The 13,853-nt window shown below is 70.8% G+C and carries 12 protein-coding genes and 3 tRNA genes; 6 read left to right on the top strand and 9 right to left on the bottom strand.

The window, feature by feature from the left end:
• The first annotated feature begins 181 nt into the window (after nucleotides 1-181).
• Both ACF1A5_RS31080 and ACF1A5_RS31085 read left to right on the top strand, forming a co-directional pair.
• Nucleotides 182-1,282: a Leu/Phe/Val dehydrogenase gene (locus ACF1A5_RS31080; protein ID WP_392196205.1), complete on the top strand. Its 1,101-nt coding sequence runs from the start codon at nucleotides 182-184 to the stop codon at nucleotides 1,280-1,282.
• 318 nt (nucleotides 1,283-1,600) lie between these two features.
• Nucleotides 1,601-1,852, top strand: a complete 252-nt coding sequence (locus ACF1A5_RS31085; protein WP_356192239.1) for a DUF3073 domain-containing protein — start codon at nucleotides 1,601-1,603, stop codon at nucleotides 1,850-1,852.
• Between the two features lie 66 nt (nucleotides 1,853-1,918).
• Here ACF1A5_RS31085 and purM read toward each other — a convergent pair whose 3' ends face one another.
• The 7 genes from purM to purS all read right to left on the bottom strand — a co-directional run bounded on the left by purM (nucleotide 1,919) and on the right by purS (nucleotide 9,486).
• Nucleotides 1,919-2,986 carry a phosphoribosylformylglycinamidine cyclo-ligase gene (purM, locus tag ACF1A5_RS31090; protein WP_392196206.1) on the bottom strand — a complete coding sequence of 356 codons (1,068 nt, stop codon included), beginning with the start codon at nucleotides 2,984-2,986 and terminating at the stop codon, nucleotides 1,919-1,921.
• Between the two features lie 33 nt (nucleotides 2,987-3,019).
• A complete protein-coding gene (purF, locus tag ACF1A5_RS31095; protein WP_392196207.1) occupies nucleotides 3,020-4,549 on the bottom strand; it encodes an amidophosphoribosyltransferase in 1,530 nt (509 codons plus the stop codon).
• Nucleotides 4,550-4,610: 61 nt separating this feature from the next.
• A complete protein-coding gene (locus ACF1A5_RS31100; RefSeq protein WP_392196208.1) occupies nucleotides 4,611-5,177 on the bottom strand; it encodes an META domain-containing protein in 567 nt (188 codons plus the stop codon).
• Nucleotides 5,178-5,324: 147 nt separating this feature from the next.
• Nucleotides 5,325-6,122, bottom strand: a complete 798-nt coding sequence (locus tag ACF1A5_RS31105; protein WP_392196209.1) for a sterol carrier family protein — start codon at nucleotides 6,120-6,122, stop codon at nucleotides 5,325-5,327.
• A 144-nt stretch (nucleotides 6,123-6,266) separates the two neighbouring features.
• The gene (gene purL, locus ACF1A5_RS31110) at nucleotides 6,267-8,525 is read right to left on the bottom strand and encodes a phosphoribosylformylglycinamidine synthase subunit PurL (protein WP_392196210.1); all 2,259 of its coding nucleotides are present in this window, start codon (nucleotides 8,523-8,525) and stop codon (nucleotides 6,267-6,269) included.
• On the bottom strand, nucleotides 8,522-9,226 hold the full coding sequence (gene purQ, locus ACF1A5_RS31115) for a phosphoribosylformylglycinamidine synthase subunit PurQ (protein ID WP_392196211.1): 705 nt from the start codon (nucleotides 9,224-9,226) through the stop codon (nucleotides 8,522-8,524). Before purQ ends, purL begins: the two co-directional genes overlap by 4 nt.
• The gene (gene purS / locus ACF1A5_RS31120) at nucleotides 9,223-9,486 is read right to left on the bottom strand and encodes a phosphoribosylformylglycinamidine synthase subunit PurS (RefSeq protein WP_015659417.1); all 264 of its coding nucleotides are present in this window, start codon (nucleotides 9,484-9,486) and stop codon (nucleotides 9,223-9,225) included. The genes purQ and purS overlap by 4 nt, the downstream gene beginning before the upstream one ends.
• 353 nt (nucleotides 9,487-9,839) lie before the next feature.
• Here purS and ACF1A5_RS31125 point away from each other — a divergent pair, with 353 nt between their 5' ends.
• The 4 genes from ACF1A5_RS31125 to ACF1A5_RS31140 all read left to right on the top strand — a co-directional run bounded on the left by ACF1A5_RS31125 (nucleotide 9,840) and on the right by ACF1A5_RS31140 (nucleotide 11,056).
• Nucleotides 9,840-10,157 (top strand): Lsr2 family protein, encoded by a 318-nt coding sequence (locus tag ACF1A5_RS31125; RefSeq protein WP_392196212.1) that lies wholly within the window; start codon nucleotides 9,840-9,842, stop codon nucleotides 10,155-10,157.
• A gap of 175 nt (nucleotides 10,158-10,332) precedes the next feature.
• Nucleotides 10,333-10,404 (top strand) — tRNA-Gly (locus ACF1A5_RS31130).
• A gap of 81 nt (nucleotides 10,405-10,485) precedes the next feature.
• Nucleotides 10,486-10,558 (top strand) — tRNA-Gly (locus ACF1A5_RS31135).
• 422 nt (nucleotides 10,559-10,980) lie between these two features.
• A tRNA-Gly gene (locus tag ACF1A5_RS31140) sits at nucleotides 10,981-11,056 on the top strand.
• Between the two features lie 59 nt (nucleotides 11,057-11,115).
• Here the strand turns inward: ACF1A5_RS31140 and ACF1A5_RS31145 are convergent.
• Together ACF1A5_RS31145 and ACF1A5_RS31150 are read right to left on the bottom strand one after the other, a co-directional pair.
• Complete coding sequence (locus tag ACF1A5_RS31145; protein ID WP_392196213.1) at nucleotides 11,116-12,015, bottom strand: phosphoribosylaminoimidazolesuccinocarboxamide synthase; 900 nt, start codon at nucleotides 12,013-12,015, stop codon at nucleotides 11,116-11,118.
• 108 nt (nucleotides 12,016-12,123) lie between these two features.
• Complete coding sequence (locus tag ACF1A5_RS31150) at nucleotides 12,124-13,614, bottom strand: N,N-dimethylformamidase beta subunit family domain-containing protein (RefSeq protein WP_392196214.1); 1,491 nt, start codon at nucleotides 13,612-13,614, stop codon at nucleotides 12,124-12,126.
• Nucleotides 13,615-13,853 lie beyond the last annotated feature (239 nt).

Raw genomic sequence — 13,853 nt, forward strand, 5'->3', positions numbered from 1 at the left:
GGACCACACGGAAAACCACTGCAAATCGTCCCACGTCCGGACGGGAACGTACTCCGAGGGAGGGTGATCCGGACCACTGCGCCCATGGCGAGCGGGGTCAGGCTCTACGCTCATGCCACGGCCCCCGCCACCCTTACGGAGGCCCTCCCCACTCGCCGCTATGTACCCGGGAGTCACCACCGTGACCGACGTAACCGGCGCGCCTGCTGATGTACTGCACACCCTGTTCCGCTCGGAGCAGGGGGGTCATGAGCAAGTCGTGCTCTGCCAGGACCGTGCCAGCGGTCTGAAGGCCGTCATCGCCATCCACTCCACCGCCCTGGGCCCCGCGCTCGGCGGTACGCGCTTCTACCCCTACGCGTCCGAGGCGGAGGCCGTCGCCGACGCGCTGAACCTCGCCCGCGGCATGTCGTACAAGAACGCCATGGCCGGGCTCGATCACGGCGGCGGCAAGGCCGTGATCATCGGGGACCCGGAGCGGGACAAGACCGAGGAACTGCTGCTCGCCTACGGGCGCATGGTGGCCTCGCTCGGCGGGCGCTACGTCACCGCCTGCGACGTCGGCACCTACGTCGCCGACATGGACGTGGTGGCCCGCGAGTGCCGCTGGACCACCGGGCGCTCCCCGGAGAACGGCGGCGCGGGCGACTCCTCCGTGCTCACCGCCTTCGGCGTCTACCAGGGCATGCGGGCGTCCGCCCAGCACCTGTGGGGCGACCCCTCGCTGCGCGGCCGCACGGTCGGCATCGCCGGCGTCGGCAAGGTCGGGCACCACCTCGTGCGGCACCTGCTGGACGAGGGCGCCGAGGTCGTGGTCACGGACGTGCGTGAGGAGGCCGTCGCACGCATCGTGGCCGAGCACCCGTCCGTCCGCGTGGTCGCGGACACCGACGCGCTGATCCGGACCGAGGGACTCGACATCTACGCCCCCTGCGCGTTGGGCGGCGCCCTGAACGACGACACCGTGCCGGTGCTGACCGCGAGGGTGGTGTGCGGCGCGGCCAACAACCAGCTGGCCCACCCGGGCGTCGAGAAGGACCTCGCCGACCGCGGGATCCTCTACGCGCCGGACTACGTGGTGAACGCCGGCGGTGTCATCCAGGTCGCCGACGAGCTGCACGGCTTCGACTTCGAGCGGTGTCGGGCGAAGGCCGCGCGGATCTTCGACACCACGCTGGCCATATTCGCTCGTGCGAAGGACGACGGGATTCCGCCGGCTGCCGCGGCCGACCGGATCGCCGAGCAGCGGATGGCGGAGGCACGGGCCGCGGGCGCCCGCTGACACCCGGGACACGCGCCCTGAAGTCCCGGACGTCCTACGTTTGAGCGGTACCTGCCGGTGGGCGGTTGGAGAGAACTCTCACTTCCCCCGGCGGGTCGCCCGCCGATAAGTGGTTAAACTCGCCACTGACCAGCGAGGACGGGGCGCCTCGAAGGTTCTGCGCACACGCGCGTCCTGCGGGCGACGTACCGTATGGCCGCGGGCTCAGGTACCGTGGAAGCCCTACGGACCGGTCTCTCCACGGAGAGCCCGTTCCGGATCATGAACGCGTGTCAAGACTCTGGGGCCGTCGAGCCCCGTCGTTGAGGGGGTCGAGCCATGGGGCGCGGCCGGGCCAAGGCCAAGCAGACGAAGGTCGCCCGCCAGCTGAAGTACAACAGCGGTGGGACGGATCTCTCACGCCTGGCCGAGGAGCTGGGCGCATCGACATCGAACGCATCGCCGAACGGCGAACCGTTCGAGGACGATGAGCAGGACGACGAGCTGTACAGCCGGTACGCCGACCTGTACGACGACGACGATGAGGACGAGGACGAGCAGTCCCCGCACCAGCGTCGCCGCGGCGCTTGACTTTGCACTGACCACTGCCCGGTCCGTGGGATTCCACGGACCGGGTTCTGTGCTGTCCGCGGTCGGTCAGCCGGCGTAGTCCCCGACCAGGTCCGCCCCGGTGGTGTGCTCGCCCCGCTCCGTGATCTCACCGGCCACCCAGGCGTCGACCCCGCGGTCGGCCAGGGTGACGAGCGCCACATCCACCGACTCCTCGGGCACGATCGCGATCATGCCGACGCCCATGTTCAGGGTCTTCTCCAGCTCCAGCCGCTCGACCTCGCCGGTCCTGCCGACGAGATCGAAGACGGGGGCCGGGGTCCAGGTGGAGCGGTCGACCACGGCGTGCAGCCCGTCCGGGATCACCCGGGCCAGGTTGGCGGCGAGTCCTCCGCCGGTGATGTGGCTGAAGGCGTGCACATCGGTCGTGCGGGTCAGCGCCAGGCAGTCCAGCGAGTAGATCTTGGTGGGCTCCAGGAGCTCCTCGCCGAGCGTGCGGCCGAACTCCTCGATCCGCGCGTCGAGCGACAGCCCGGCGCGGTCCAGCAGGACGTGCCGGACCAGGGAGTACCCGTTGGAGTGAAGACCGGAGGCCGCCATGGCGATCACCGTGTCCCCCGTACGGATGCGATCGGCGCCCAGCAGCCGGTCGGCCTCCACGACACCCGTACCGGCTCCGGCGACGTCGAAGTCGTCCGCACCGAGCAGACCGGGGTGCTCGGCCGTCTCACCGCCCACGAGGGCGCAGCCGGCCAGCACACAGCCCTCCGCGATGCCCTTGACGATGGCGGCGACCCGCTCGGGGTGGACCTTGCCGACGCAGATGTAGTCGGTCATGAACAGCGGCTCGGCACCGCACACCACGATGTCGTCCATGACCATGGCGACCAGGTCGTGGCCGATGGTGTCGTAGACGCCCAACTGTCGCGCGATGTCGACCTTGGTGCCGACGCCGTCCGTGGCGGAGGCGAGCAGGGGACGCTCGTAGCGCTTGAGGGCGGAGGCGTCGAAGAGGCCGGCGAAACCGCCGAGGCCGCCGAGGACCTCGGGGCGCTGCGTCTTCTTCACCCACTCCTTCATCAGCTCGACGGCGCGGTCGCCCGCCTCGATGTCGACGCCCGCGGCTGCGTAGCTGGCACCGGTTGTCTCAGACATGACGATGAGAACTTTCGTGTCGTACGGCAGGTGTTACGGGCGACGGATCGCGTCGGAGGCGGCCGTGGCGGCGGGCCCGGCGGCCAGCTCGGTCTCCAGCAGCTGCTTGCCCAGCAGTTCGGGGTCCGGGAGCTCCATCGGGTACTCGCCGTCGAAGCAGGCGCGGCACAGGTTCGGCCTGGCGATGGTGGTCGCCTCGATCATGCCGTCGATGGAGATGTACGCCAGCGAGTCGGCGCCCAGCGAGGTGCCGATCTCGTCGATGGTCATGCCGTTGGCGATGAGCTCGGCGCGGGTGGCGAAGTCGATGCCGAAGAAGCAGGGCCACTTCACCGGCGGCGAGGAGATCCGGATGTGGACCTCGGCGGCGCCCGCCTCGCGGAGCATCCGGACCAGGGCGCGCTGGGTGTTGCCGCGGACGATCGAGTCGTCCACGACCACCAGGCGCTTGCCCTTGATGACCTCCCGCAGCGGGTTCAGCTTCAGGCGGATGCCGAGCTGGCGGATGGTCTGCGAGGGCTGGATGAAGGTCCGCCCGACGTAGGCGTTCTTCACCAGGCCGGAGCCGAAGGGGATGCCGCTGGCCTCCGCGTAGCCGATGGCGGCCGGGGTGCCGGACTCCGGGGTCGCTATCACCAGGTCGACCTCGGCGGGGGCCTCCTTGGCGAGGCGGCGGCCCATCTCGACGCGGGAGAGGTAGACGTTGCGGCCGGCGATGTCGGTGTCCGGGCGGGCCAGATACACGTACTCGAAGACGCAGCCCTTGGGCTTCGCTTCCGCGAACCGGGAGGTGCGCAGACCGTTCTCGTCGATCGCCACGAACTCGCCCGGCTCGATCTCGCGCACGTAGCTCGCGCCGCAGATGTCGAGGGCGGCGGACTCGGAGGCGACGACCCAGCCACGCTCCAGGCGGCCGAGGACCAGCGGGCGGATGCCCTGCGGGTCACGGGCGGCGTAGAGGGTGTGCTCGTCCATGAAGACGAGGCTGAAGGCGCCCTTGACCTGCGGGAGGACGGTGTGCGCGGCGTCCTCGATGGTCAGCGGCTTGCCGTCCTCGTCCACCTGGGCCGCGAGCAGCGCCGTCAGCAGATCGGTGTCGTTGGTGGCCGCGACGCGGGTGGAACGCCCGTTGGTGTCCTTCGGCAGGTCGGCGACCATCTCGGAGAGCTGAGCGGTGTTGACCAGGTTGCCGTTGTGGCCGAGCGCGATCGAACCGTGCGCGGTGGCGCGGAACGTCGGCTGGGCGTTCTCCCACACGGAGGCGCCGGTGGTCGAGTAGCGGGCGTGACCGACCGCGATGTGACCCTGGAGCGAACCGAGCGAGGTCTCGTCGAAGACCTGGGACACGAGGCCCATGTCCTTGAAGACGAGGATCTGGGAGCCGTTGCTGACCGCGATTCCTGCGGATTCCTGGCCCCGATGCTGGAGGGCGTAGAGCCCGAAGTACGTGAGCTTTGCGACCTCTTCGCCCGGAGCCCAGACACCGAAGACGCCACACGCGTCCTGGGGGCCTTTCTCGCCGGGGAGCAGATCGTGATTGAGTCGACCGTCACCACGTGGCACGGCACCGAGTGTAGGCGAGGTCGACCACTGGTCCGAATTGGGGATGCGCGGCCGTTGTGGATCACTGGGCCGCCACGGCCGTGACGCGCTCCCCGTTTTCGCTGGTCAGCGGGAGGGTGCGGTGATCGATGCGCCAGCTCACGGTGGACTCGAAGAGCCGCAGCAGCCGCTTCTCGACGTCCATGAGTGAGGCGTCGCACATCATTCGGGTGGTGGACGCGCGCCCCAGGGCGATACGGCCGTCGTGGACCGTGGCTCCGGCGGTGACGCGGTTGCAGCCGAGGCTGCCGGTGACCTTGCCGGAGGCGCGGCCGAAGACGAGGTGCGCCCGGGCGCCCTGGGGCGGGGAGACCACCGCGTGGCCCGTGCCGAGTGCCGTGACGTTCCAGCGGGTGCCCTGGAGGGGGGCGTCCTGCTTCCCGGTGAGGCGCACCCGGTCGCCGTCCCCGGTGGTGAGCGTGAGCCGGTCACCGGTGATGTCGTCGACGCTCCCGTGCACGCCGGTCACGGCCTTCGCGTCGGGGGCCGCGGAGTCGTAGCCGGGCCGGGCGGCGCCCGTCCCGCTGCCGCAGGCCACCGCGAGGGGCAGCACGGTCAGGACGGCGAGGGTCAATCGCTGAGTGTCCATGCGGATGGGACGGGAGGGACGGGCGACCGGTTCCGCCCGGTCCGTCCCGCCCGGTGTGCGGCAGGTAGCCGACCCCGGCCCTCCCGATTCGCGCCGGTTGCGCCCGGCCCGTCGTTCCCGGCGTGCGACCGGTTCCGCCCGAGCCGCTCAGCGCATCAGCGGCAGCAGTCCCCCGAGGTCGGACCGCTCCCCGCTCGCGCTGACCTCGGCCGCCTCCACCGCGTCCCGCCACGCCGTGCGCCCGGTGGCCAGCCGGACCCAGGTCAGCGGGTCGGTCTCGACGACGTTGGGCGGGGTGCCGCGGGTGTGCCGGGGGCCCTCGACGCACTGGACGACGGCGTACGGCGGGATGCGCACCTCCGTCGACCCGCCCGGTGCCCGGGCGGCGAGCGTGTCGGCCAGCAGCCGGGTGCAGGCGGCGAGGGCCTGGCGGTCGTGGGGCACGGCGAGGCCCGGCACGGCGGCGTTCAGGTCGTCGGTGTGGACGACGAGCTCGACGGTCCGGGTGACCAGGCAGTCCGTGAGCGGCAGCGCACCCGCGGAGGTGGCGAGCAGCCGGGTGCCGGGGTGCTCGCCGAGCCGGGCCCGCAACCGTTCCTCGACCGCGCCGAGGTAGGCGTCGAGGTCGGGGTTCTCCTCGGCGAGCCGGTGGGCGTACTCGGCGAGGGCCGCGGAGTCCGCGGCGGTGGTGGAGGGCCAGTCCAGCAGCGTCACGTCCTGCCGGGCGGGTTCCGGACGGTCGAGGGCCCGGTCGACCGCCGAGAGCGCGGCCCCGATGTGCGCGACCAGCTCCCGTACGGTCCAGTCGCCGAGCCGGGTGGGCAGGGCGAGCTGCTCGTCCGTCAGGCCGCCCACCGCCTCCCGCACCCGCGCGAACTGGGCCCACACCGCGTCCCGCGTCCTGACGGGGTCGTACGTCCTGGTGCGCTTCTTGGCCGGGGGCATGGCGGTGAGCCTAGTCGGCGCGGAGAGGGTGGCGGCTCCGTGCCCGGCGCGGGGCCGGGCCGGGCACGGCGGTGAAGCGGGCGGCACTGCGGAAAGGGCCCCGCCCGGCGCACCGGGTGGGGCCCTGCCCGTCGTACGACCGCCTTACTTGAGCAGCGCCGGGATCGTGTTCTCGTGGGCCTCGCGCAGCGCGGCCAGGGGGAGCGCGAACTCGCCCTGGACCTCGATCGCGTCACCGTCCACGACACCGACACGGGTGGCGGGCAGACCGCGCGCGCCGCACATGTCGTTGAAGCGGACCTCCTCGGAGCGCGGCACGGCGACGACGGCGCGCCCCGCCGACTCGGAGAAGAGGAAGGTGAAGGCGTCGAGCCCGTCGGGTACGACCAGACGCGCACCCTTGCCGCCGAGCAGCGCCGACTCGACCACGGCCTGGACGAGGCCGCCGTCGGAGAGGTCGTGCGCGGAGTCGATCATGCCGTCGCGGGAAGCGGAGATCAGGATCTCGGCGAGCAGCCGCTCCCGCTCCAGGTCGACCTTCGGCGGCAGACCGCCGAGGTGATCGTGGATCACCTGCGACCAGGCCGAGCCGCCGAATTCCTCGCGGGTGTCGCCGAGGAGGTAGAGCAGCTGCCCCTCCTCCTGGAAGGCGACCGGGGTACGCCGGGCCACGTCGTCGATGACGCCGAGGACGGCGACCACGGGGGTCGGGTGGATGGCGGCCTCGCCCGTCTGGTTGTAGAGCGAGACGTTGCCACCGGTCACCGGGGTGCCCAGCTGCAGACAGCCGTCCGCCAGACCGCGCACGGCCTCCGCGAACTGCCACATCACCGCCGGGTCCTCGGGCGAGCCGAAGTTCAGGCAGTCGGAGACGGCGAGCGGCTTGGCGCCGGTCGTCGCCACGTTCCGGTAGGCCTCGGCGAGGGCCAGCTGCGCGCCCGTGTAGGGGTCGAGCTTGGCGTACCGGCCGTTGCCGTCGGTGGCCAGGGCGACTCCGAGACCGGTCTCCTCGTCGATGCGGATCATGCCGGAGTCCTCGGGCTGGGCGAGGACGGTGTTGCCCTGCACGAAGTGGTCGTACTGCGAGGTGATCCACTTCTTGGAGGCCTGGTTGGGGGAGGCCACCAGCTTCAGGACCTGGTCCTTGAGCTCCTCGCCCGAGGCCGGCCGGGGCAGCTTGTTCGCGTCGTCGGCCTGCAGCGCGTCCTGCCAGGACGGGCGGGCGAAGGGGCGCTCGTAGACCGGGCCCTCGTGCGCTACCGTCCGCGGGTCGACGTCGACGATCTTGCCGCCGTGCCAGAAGATCTCCAGGCGGTCGCCGTCGGTCACCTCACCGATGACGGTGGCGATGACGTCCCACTTCTCACAGATCTCCAGGAAGCGGTCGACCTTGCCCGGCTCGACGACCGCGCACATGCGTTCCTGCGACTCGCTCATGAGGATCTCCTCCGGCGAGAGCGTGGAGTCGCGCAGCGGTACGTCGTCCAGGGTGACGCGCATGCCGCCGGAACCGTTGGAGGCCAGCTCCGAGGTGGCGCAGGACAGACCGGCCGCGCCGAGGTCCTGGATGCCGACGACCAGCTTCTCCTTGAAGGCCTCCAGGGTGCACTCGATGAGGAGCTTCTCCTGGAAGGGGTCACCGACCTGGACGGCCGGGCGCTTGGAGGGCTTGGCGTCGTCGAAGGTCTCGCTCGCCAGGATCGACGCGCCGCCGATGCCGTCGCCGCCGGTCCGGGCCCCGTACAGGATGACCTTGTTGCCCGCGCCGGAGGCCTTGGCGAGGTGGATGTCCTCGTGCCGCATCACCCCGACGCAGCCCGCGTTGACCAGCGGGTTGCCCTGGTAGCAGGCGTCGAAGACGACCTCGCCGCCGATGTTCGGCAGGCCGAGGCAGTTGCCGTAGCCGCCGATGCCCGCGACCACGCCCGGCAGGACGCGCTTGGTGTCGGGGTGGTCGGCGGCGCCGAAGCGCAGCGGGTCCACGACCGCGACCGGGCGGGCGCCCATCGCGATGATGTCGCGAACGATGCCGCCGACTCCGGTGGCCGCGCCCTGGTAGGGCTCCACGTAGGAGGGGTGGTTGTGCGACTCCACCTTGAAGGTGACCGCGTAGCCCTGGCCGACGTCGACGACGCCGGCGTTCTCGCCGATGCCGACGAGGAGGGCGTCGTTCTCCGGGGCCTTCTCGCCGAACTGGCGCAGGTGGACCTTGGAGGACTTGTACGAGCAGTGCTCGGACCACATCACCGAGTACATGGCGAGCTCGGCGCCGGTCGGACGGCGGCCCAGGATCTCCACGACCCGCTCGTACTCGTCCTTCTTCAGGCCGAGTTCGGCCCAGGGCAGCTCGACGTCGGGGGTCGCGGCCGCGTGCTCGACCGTGTCCAGAGGCGTCCGGCTCATGCGTTGACCAGCTTCTTGAGGATCGAGGTGAAGAACGGGAGGCCGTCGGTACGGCCCGTACCGACCAGCGGCTCGACGGCGTGCTCGGGGTGCGGCATCAGGCCGACGACGTTCCCGGCCTCGTTGGTGATGCCGGCGATGTCCCGGAGGCTGCCGTTGGGGTTGCCGTATCCGTCGGCGGCCTCGCCGCGGACCACGTACCGGAAGGCCACCAGCCCCTCGGCCTCCAGCTTGTCCAGCGTGTACGCGTCGGCGACGTACCGGCCGTCCATGTTCTTCAGCGGGATGCGGATCTCCTGGCCGACGGTGTAGTCGCTGGTCCAGGCGGTGTCCGCGTTCTCCACCCGCAGCTTCTGGTCGCGGCAGATGAAGTGGAGGTGGTCGTTGCCGAGCATCGCGCCCGGGAGGAGGTGGGCCTCGGTGAGGACCTGGAAGCCGTTGCAGATACCGAGGACCGGCAGCCCGGCCCTCGCCTGCTCGATGACCGTCTCCATCACCGGCGAGAAGCGGGAGATGGCGCCGGCCCGCAGATAGTCGCCGTAGGAGAAACCGCCGGGCAGGACCACGGCGTCGACCTGCTTGAGGTCCTTGTCCTTGTGCCAGAGAGCGACCGGTTCGGCTCCCGCGAGACGGATAGCGCGCTGGGTGTCCCGGTCGTCGAGGCTGCCCGGGAAAGTGACGACGCCGATACGAGCGGTCACTTCGCGGCCTCCGCGACTTCCTCCACCTTGACGGTGAAGTCCTCGATCACGGTGTTGGCGAGGAAGGATTCGGCAAGATCGTGAATGCGGGCGAGCGCGGCCTCGTCGACCGGCCCGTCAACTTCCAGTTCGAATCGCTTTCCCTGGCGGACGTCGGAGATGCCTTCGAAACCCAGGCGCGGCAGTGCGCGCTGCACCGCCTGGCCCTGGGGGTCGAGGATCTCCGGCTTGAGCATGACGTCGACTACGACGCGTGCCACTGGCACTCCCGGTGTGTGGTGCTGAGCAGGTCCCTTCAGACTACCCGCACAAAATTTCTACGCGGGTAGATTCGTAGGAATCTACGTGACGGCCATCACGATCCGGCATCGGAACGCGGACTTCGTGAAAAGTTCTGGGAAAGTTCGGCCTTCGGGCGGGACGCCGTATTGCCCCGGGACACGCGGACAGATTTCGTCGGGCTTCACTTTGCAATGCCCGGCACTGTACAAATGAATTGGCAACAGCCGATACTTTTCCCGATAACAGGCGGACAGCCGACATCTCCGAACGTCTTCGCATGTCATCGCGGAGCGCGTGGCAGCAGAGGTGTCGCACGAAGGGACCGATATTCGTGGCGCAGCGTGTCGTGGTCACTCTCTTTGACGACATCGACGGCTCGGAAGCGGCGGAAACGATCGCCTTCGGACTCGACGGCAAGTTCTACGAGATCGACCTGAACCAAACCAATGCCAAGAAACTGCGTAAGGCGCTCGCGCCGTACGTGGAGGCCGGCCGCAAGCGGTCGAAGTCGGGTAAGGCCTACCGGCAGACCGAGGTCGCACCGGACCCCGCGGCCGTCCGGGCCTGGGCCCAGGCCAACAAGATGGAGGTGCCGGCGCGCGGCCGGATTCCCAAGCGGGTCTACGAGGCGTTCTCCGCGGCCCAGTGACGGAGCCGCCCCTCGCGCCCGCCCTCCGGGGGGCGCCGGGTGCCCGCCCGGTACGTGCTCAGGGCCCGTCAGCGGGCCCTGGCGTCAACCGACTTGCGCTACCCCCCTGCTGATCAGCTAATGTCTGGAGCACGCCGAGGGGCGAGGCCGAAAGGCCGGAACCCACGGGGTACATGCGGGTGTAGTTCAGTAGTAGAACATCCCCCTTCCAGGGGGAAGGCGCAGTGTGCGATTCCTGTCACCCGCTCTGCACCGCCGGTCCCGACCACTGATGTGGATCAGGTAGGCTGGTGCTCGCGCCGATCGGTGGGAGCCGGTCGGAGGCAATGCGGACGTAGCTCAGTTGGTAGAGCGCAACCTTGCCAAGGTTGAGGTCGCGAGTTCGAGCCTCGTCGTCCGCTCGGTAAGAAGACCCCGGTCCATCAGATCGGGGTCTTTTTCGTATTCGGACCCGGCGAAGATTTCGCTGCCCTCGGGCAAGAGACCACGTGTACCCACGAGCGTGACGAGGGCGATGTGAAGGTCGCCACATTCGCGCGCGCGGGGACGACGGGCCGAGGCACCCGTCGGCGCCCCTCAAGGTCCGTCAGCTCGCCAGGAACATGCGCGCGGTTCCCCGGGAAAATCGTCGCCCCGTCCGGGAGTTGGCCGGCCGGGCGCCCGTCATCGGGACCCGCCGCGCCGACCACGCTGCCACCGCGGACCGCGCGGGACGACCGGGGCCCCCGGCCCCGACCGGACTGAGGACCCGGAAGCGGCACACGGCGATGCGGCTCGCAGGTGCGTGAGGTTGGGTATAGTTGGCCTCGCGCCACGGCGCAATGCGGACGTAGCTCAGTTGGTAGAGCGCAACCTTGCCAAGGTTGAGGTCGCGAGTTCGAGCCTCGTCGTCCGCTCCACAGCGAAGGCCCCGGTCATCCCGACCGGGGCCTTCGGCGTTCCCGGTCCGCCGCTCCGGCTAGGACCAGCTCATTCCGGTCAGCCGCTCGTACGCCTCCACGTACTTCGCCCGGGTCGCCTCGACGACGTGCCGCGGGAGCGGCGGCGGGGGCTGCTCGCTGGCGCGGTCCCAGCCGGACTCGGACGAGGTGAGCCAGTCGCGGACGAACTGCTTGTCGTACGACGGCTGCGCGCGGCCCGGCTGCCACTGGTCGGCCGACCAGAAGCGGGAGGAGTCCGGGGTGAGCACCTCGTCGGCGAGGACGAGGGTGTCCCCGTCGAAGCCGAACTCGAACTTGGTGTCCGCGAGGATGATCCCGCGGTCGCGGGCGATGTCCCGGGCACGGCTGTAGACGGCGAGGGTCGTCTGGCGCAGTTGGGCGGCGGTCTCCGCGCCCACCCGGCGGGCCACCTCCTCGTAGGAGACGTTCTCGTCGTGCTCGCCGACCTCGGCCTTGGTGGCCGGGGTGAAGATCGGCGCGGGAAGCTCGGAGCCGTCCTCCAGGCCCTCGGGCAGGGCGAGGCCGCAGACCGTGCGGGACTCGGCGTACTCGGCCAGGCCCGAGCCGGTGAGGTAGCCGCGGGCCACGCACTCCACGGGGACCATCCGCAGTGACTTGCAGACCAGGGTGCGGCCCGCCCAGTCGGCCGGGGCGCCCTCGGGCAGCTCCGAGCTCAGGACGTGGTGCGGGACCAGGTCGGTGAGCCGTTCGAACCACCACAGGGAGAGCTGCGTGAGGATGCGGCCCTTGTCGGGGATCTCGGTGGGCAGCACCCAGTCGTAGGCGGACATGCGGTCGCTGGCGACCATCACGAGGTCGCCCGCCTCGTTCCGGTACAGCTCGCGCACCTTGCCGGTGTGCAGATGCACCAGACCCGGAACCTGGATCGGCTCGGGCTTTTCGACGAATCCGGACACGGTTCCTCCCCGTGGTTCTGTCCAAGTGGCTCGATTCTCCCGTATGGGGAGGATCGGACTCGGGCTGGGGTGGGTCGGACGGAGGCGGACGGGACCCGGCGGCCGCGCTCAGCCCCGTTTGCAGATGCGGTCCAGCAGGTTGGCGGTGGCCCGCTGGATCCGCGCGTCGACGTGGCCGGGGCGGTCCAGCGACGGGGACCAGGCGAACGTCCCGGAGGCGAACACCAGGGCGCCGGAGGGGGCCCGGTAGAGGGACGTCTCCTGGTGGCGCAGGACGCCCTCGCCGTCGGTGTACGGGGAGTGGGCGAGCAGGATGCGGTCCTGGTGCGCGGGAAGCGGGGTGCGCGGGAAGTAGCGGTCGGCCTCGCCCGCGACCAGGCCCTCGATGCCGTCGCCCTCGTGCGCTCCGGTCGACTCCCACAGCCAGTGGTCCGCGTTCCGCACGATCAGCGGGTGCGGCTCGGGGACGCGGCCGGCGTACTGGATGCCGACGAGTTGCTGCTCGGGCCGGTCGATCTCCCGCCACAGCACGGGCCGGCCGGGGCCCTTGCGCTTGCGGCAGGTGAGCAGGCGGTCCGGCACCCCGGACGGAGAGGGGCCCAGCTCCACCTGCCAGTACATGGTGTTGGCGGACAGGAACACCAGGGACGTGCCGTGGTCGCGGGCCCGCTCGACGGTACGGCGCATGGCGACCGACCAGTATTCGTCGTGCCCGGGGAAGACCAGGCCGCGGTAGCGGGCGGGGTCGATCCGGCCGGAGTGCAGGTCGCGGGCGTCGGCGTAGGCGAGGTCGTAGCCGTAGCGCTCGGCCCAGCGGATGAAGTCGTAGGCGTGCCCGACGTGCAGCGGCAGGCCCGCACCCGCGTACGGGCGGTCGAAGGAGACCGTGGTCGCGGCGTCGGCCTCGCCGAGCAGCCGGCCGTCCCCGTCCCAGGCGTGGTAGAGGCTGGCGCCGGTGCGGCCGTCCTCCGGGTAGAGGTTGTAGGCCTGCCAGGTGATGTCGGGCAGAAGCAGGAGCAGGTCCGCCGGGCGCTCGTCCCGGACGGTGAACGGCACGTGCGAGCGGTAACCGTCGGCCGTGGTCAGGACGGCGACGTACGCGCCGACGCTCCAGTACGACGGAACCTGCAGGCGCCAGGACAGCCACCAGTGGTGGCAGGAGACCGTGCGGTCGGCGGCCAGCGGTGGAGGCTGGACGATGCCGGACAGACGCGGGCTGGTGGTGATCTTGGCCGCGCCGTCGCCGCCGTAGTGGCCGATGCGGTAGACGTCCACGCCGAACTGCTGGGGCGGGTCGACCGTGACGTGGAAGTCGATCGCCTCGCCGGGGGCGACGGCGCCGGTGGAGGTGAAACCTTTGATCTGGCGGTGCACGTCGTCGGCCGAGCGGGGGTCGCCGGAGGAACGGGGCGCCGGGACGCGCGCAGCGCCGGCCGCGGCCTGCGGGGCCGGGTCGACGTACCAGGGGACGACGTGGCCGGTGTCGTCGAAGTAGGTCTCGCTGCCGCGCAGCCAGGGGACCGGTCCCTGGCCGAAGGGGTCCGTCACGGCGTGCGCGAGTGCTCCCGACTCCCAGCGGCGGATGTGCTCCGACCCCATGGCGTCCCCTCCCTCGTGCCCCCGTGGTCAGTCGTCGTGTACCGGTGGGTACCTGCCGGTGCCTGCCGGTGTCCGTCCGTGCCCTGCGGTTCTGTCGGCTCTTGCCTGCGGTTCTGTCGGCGCCCGGCGGCGCACCCGCCCTCGTCCGTCGTCCGACGTCCGTGGCCGTCGGTGGTCGTCGTCCGACGGCACCGGACGTCGTCTGTCGGTTCGTGTCGGCGTCTGCCACTGTCTGTCTG

Origin of the sequence: Streptomyces sp. NPDC014864, from assembly GCF_043081525.1 — a bacterium.
Classification (GTDB): domain Bacteria; phylum Actinomycetota; class Actinomycetes; order Streptomycetales; family Streptomycetaceae; genus Streptomyces.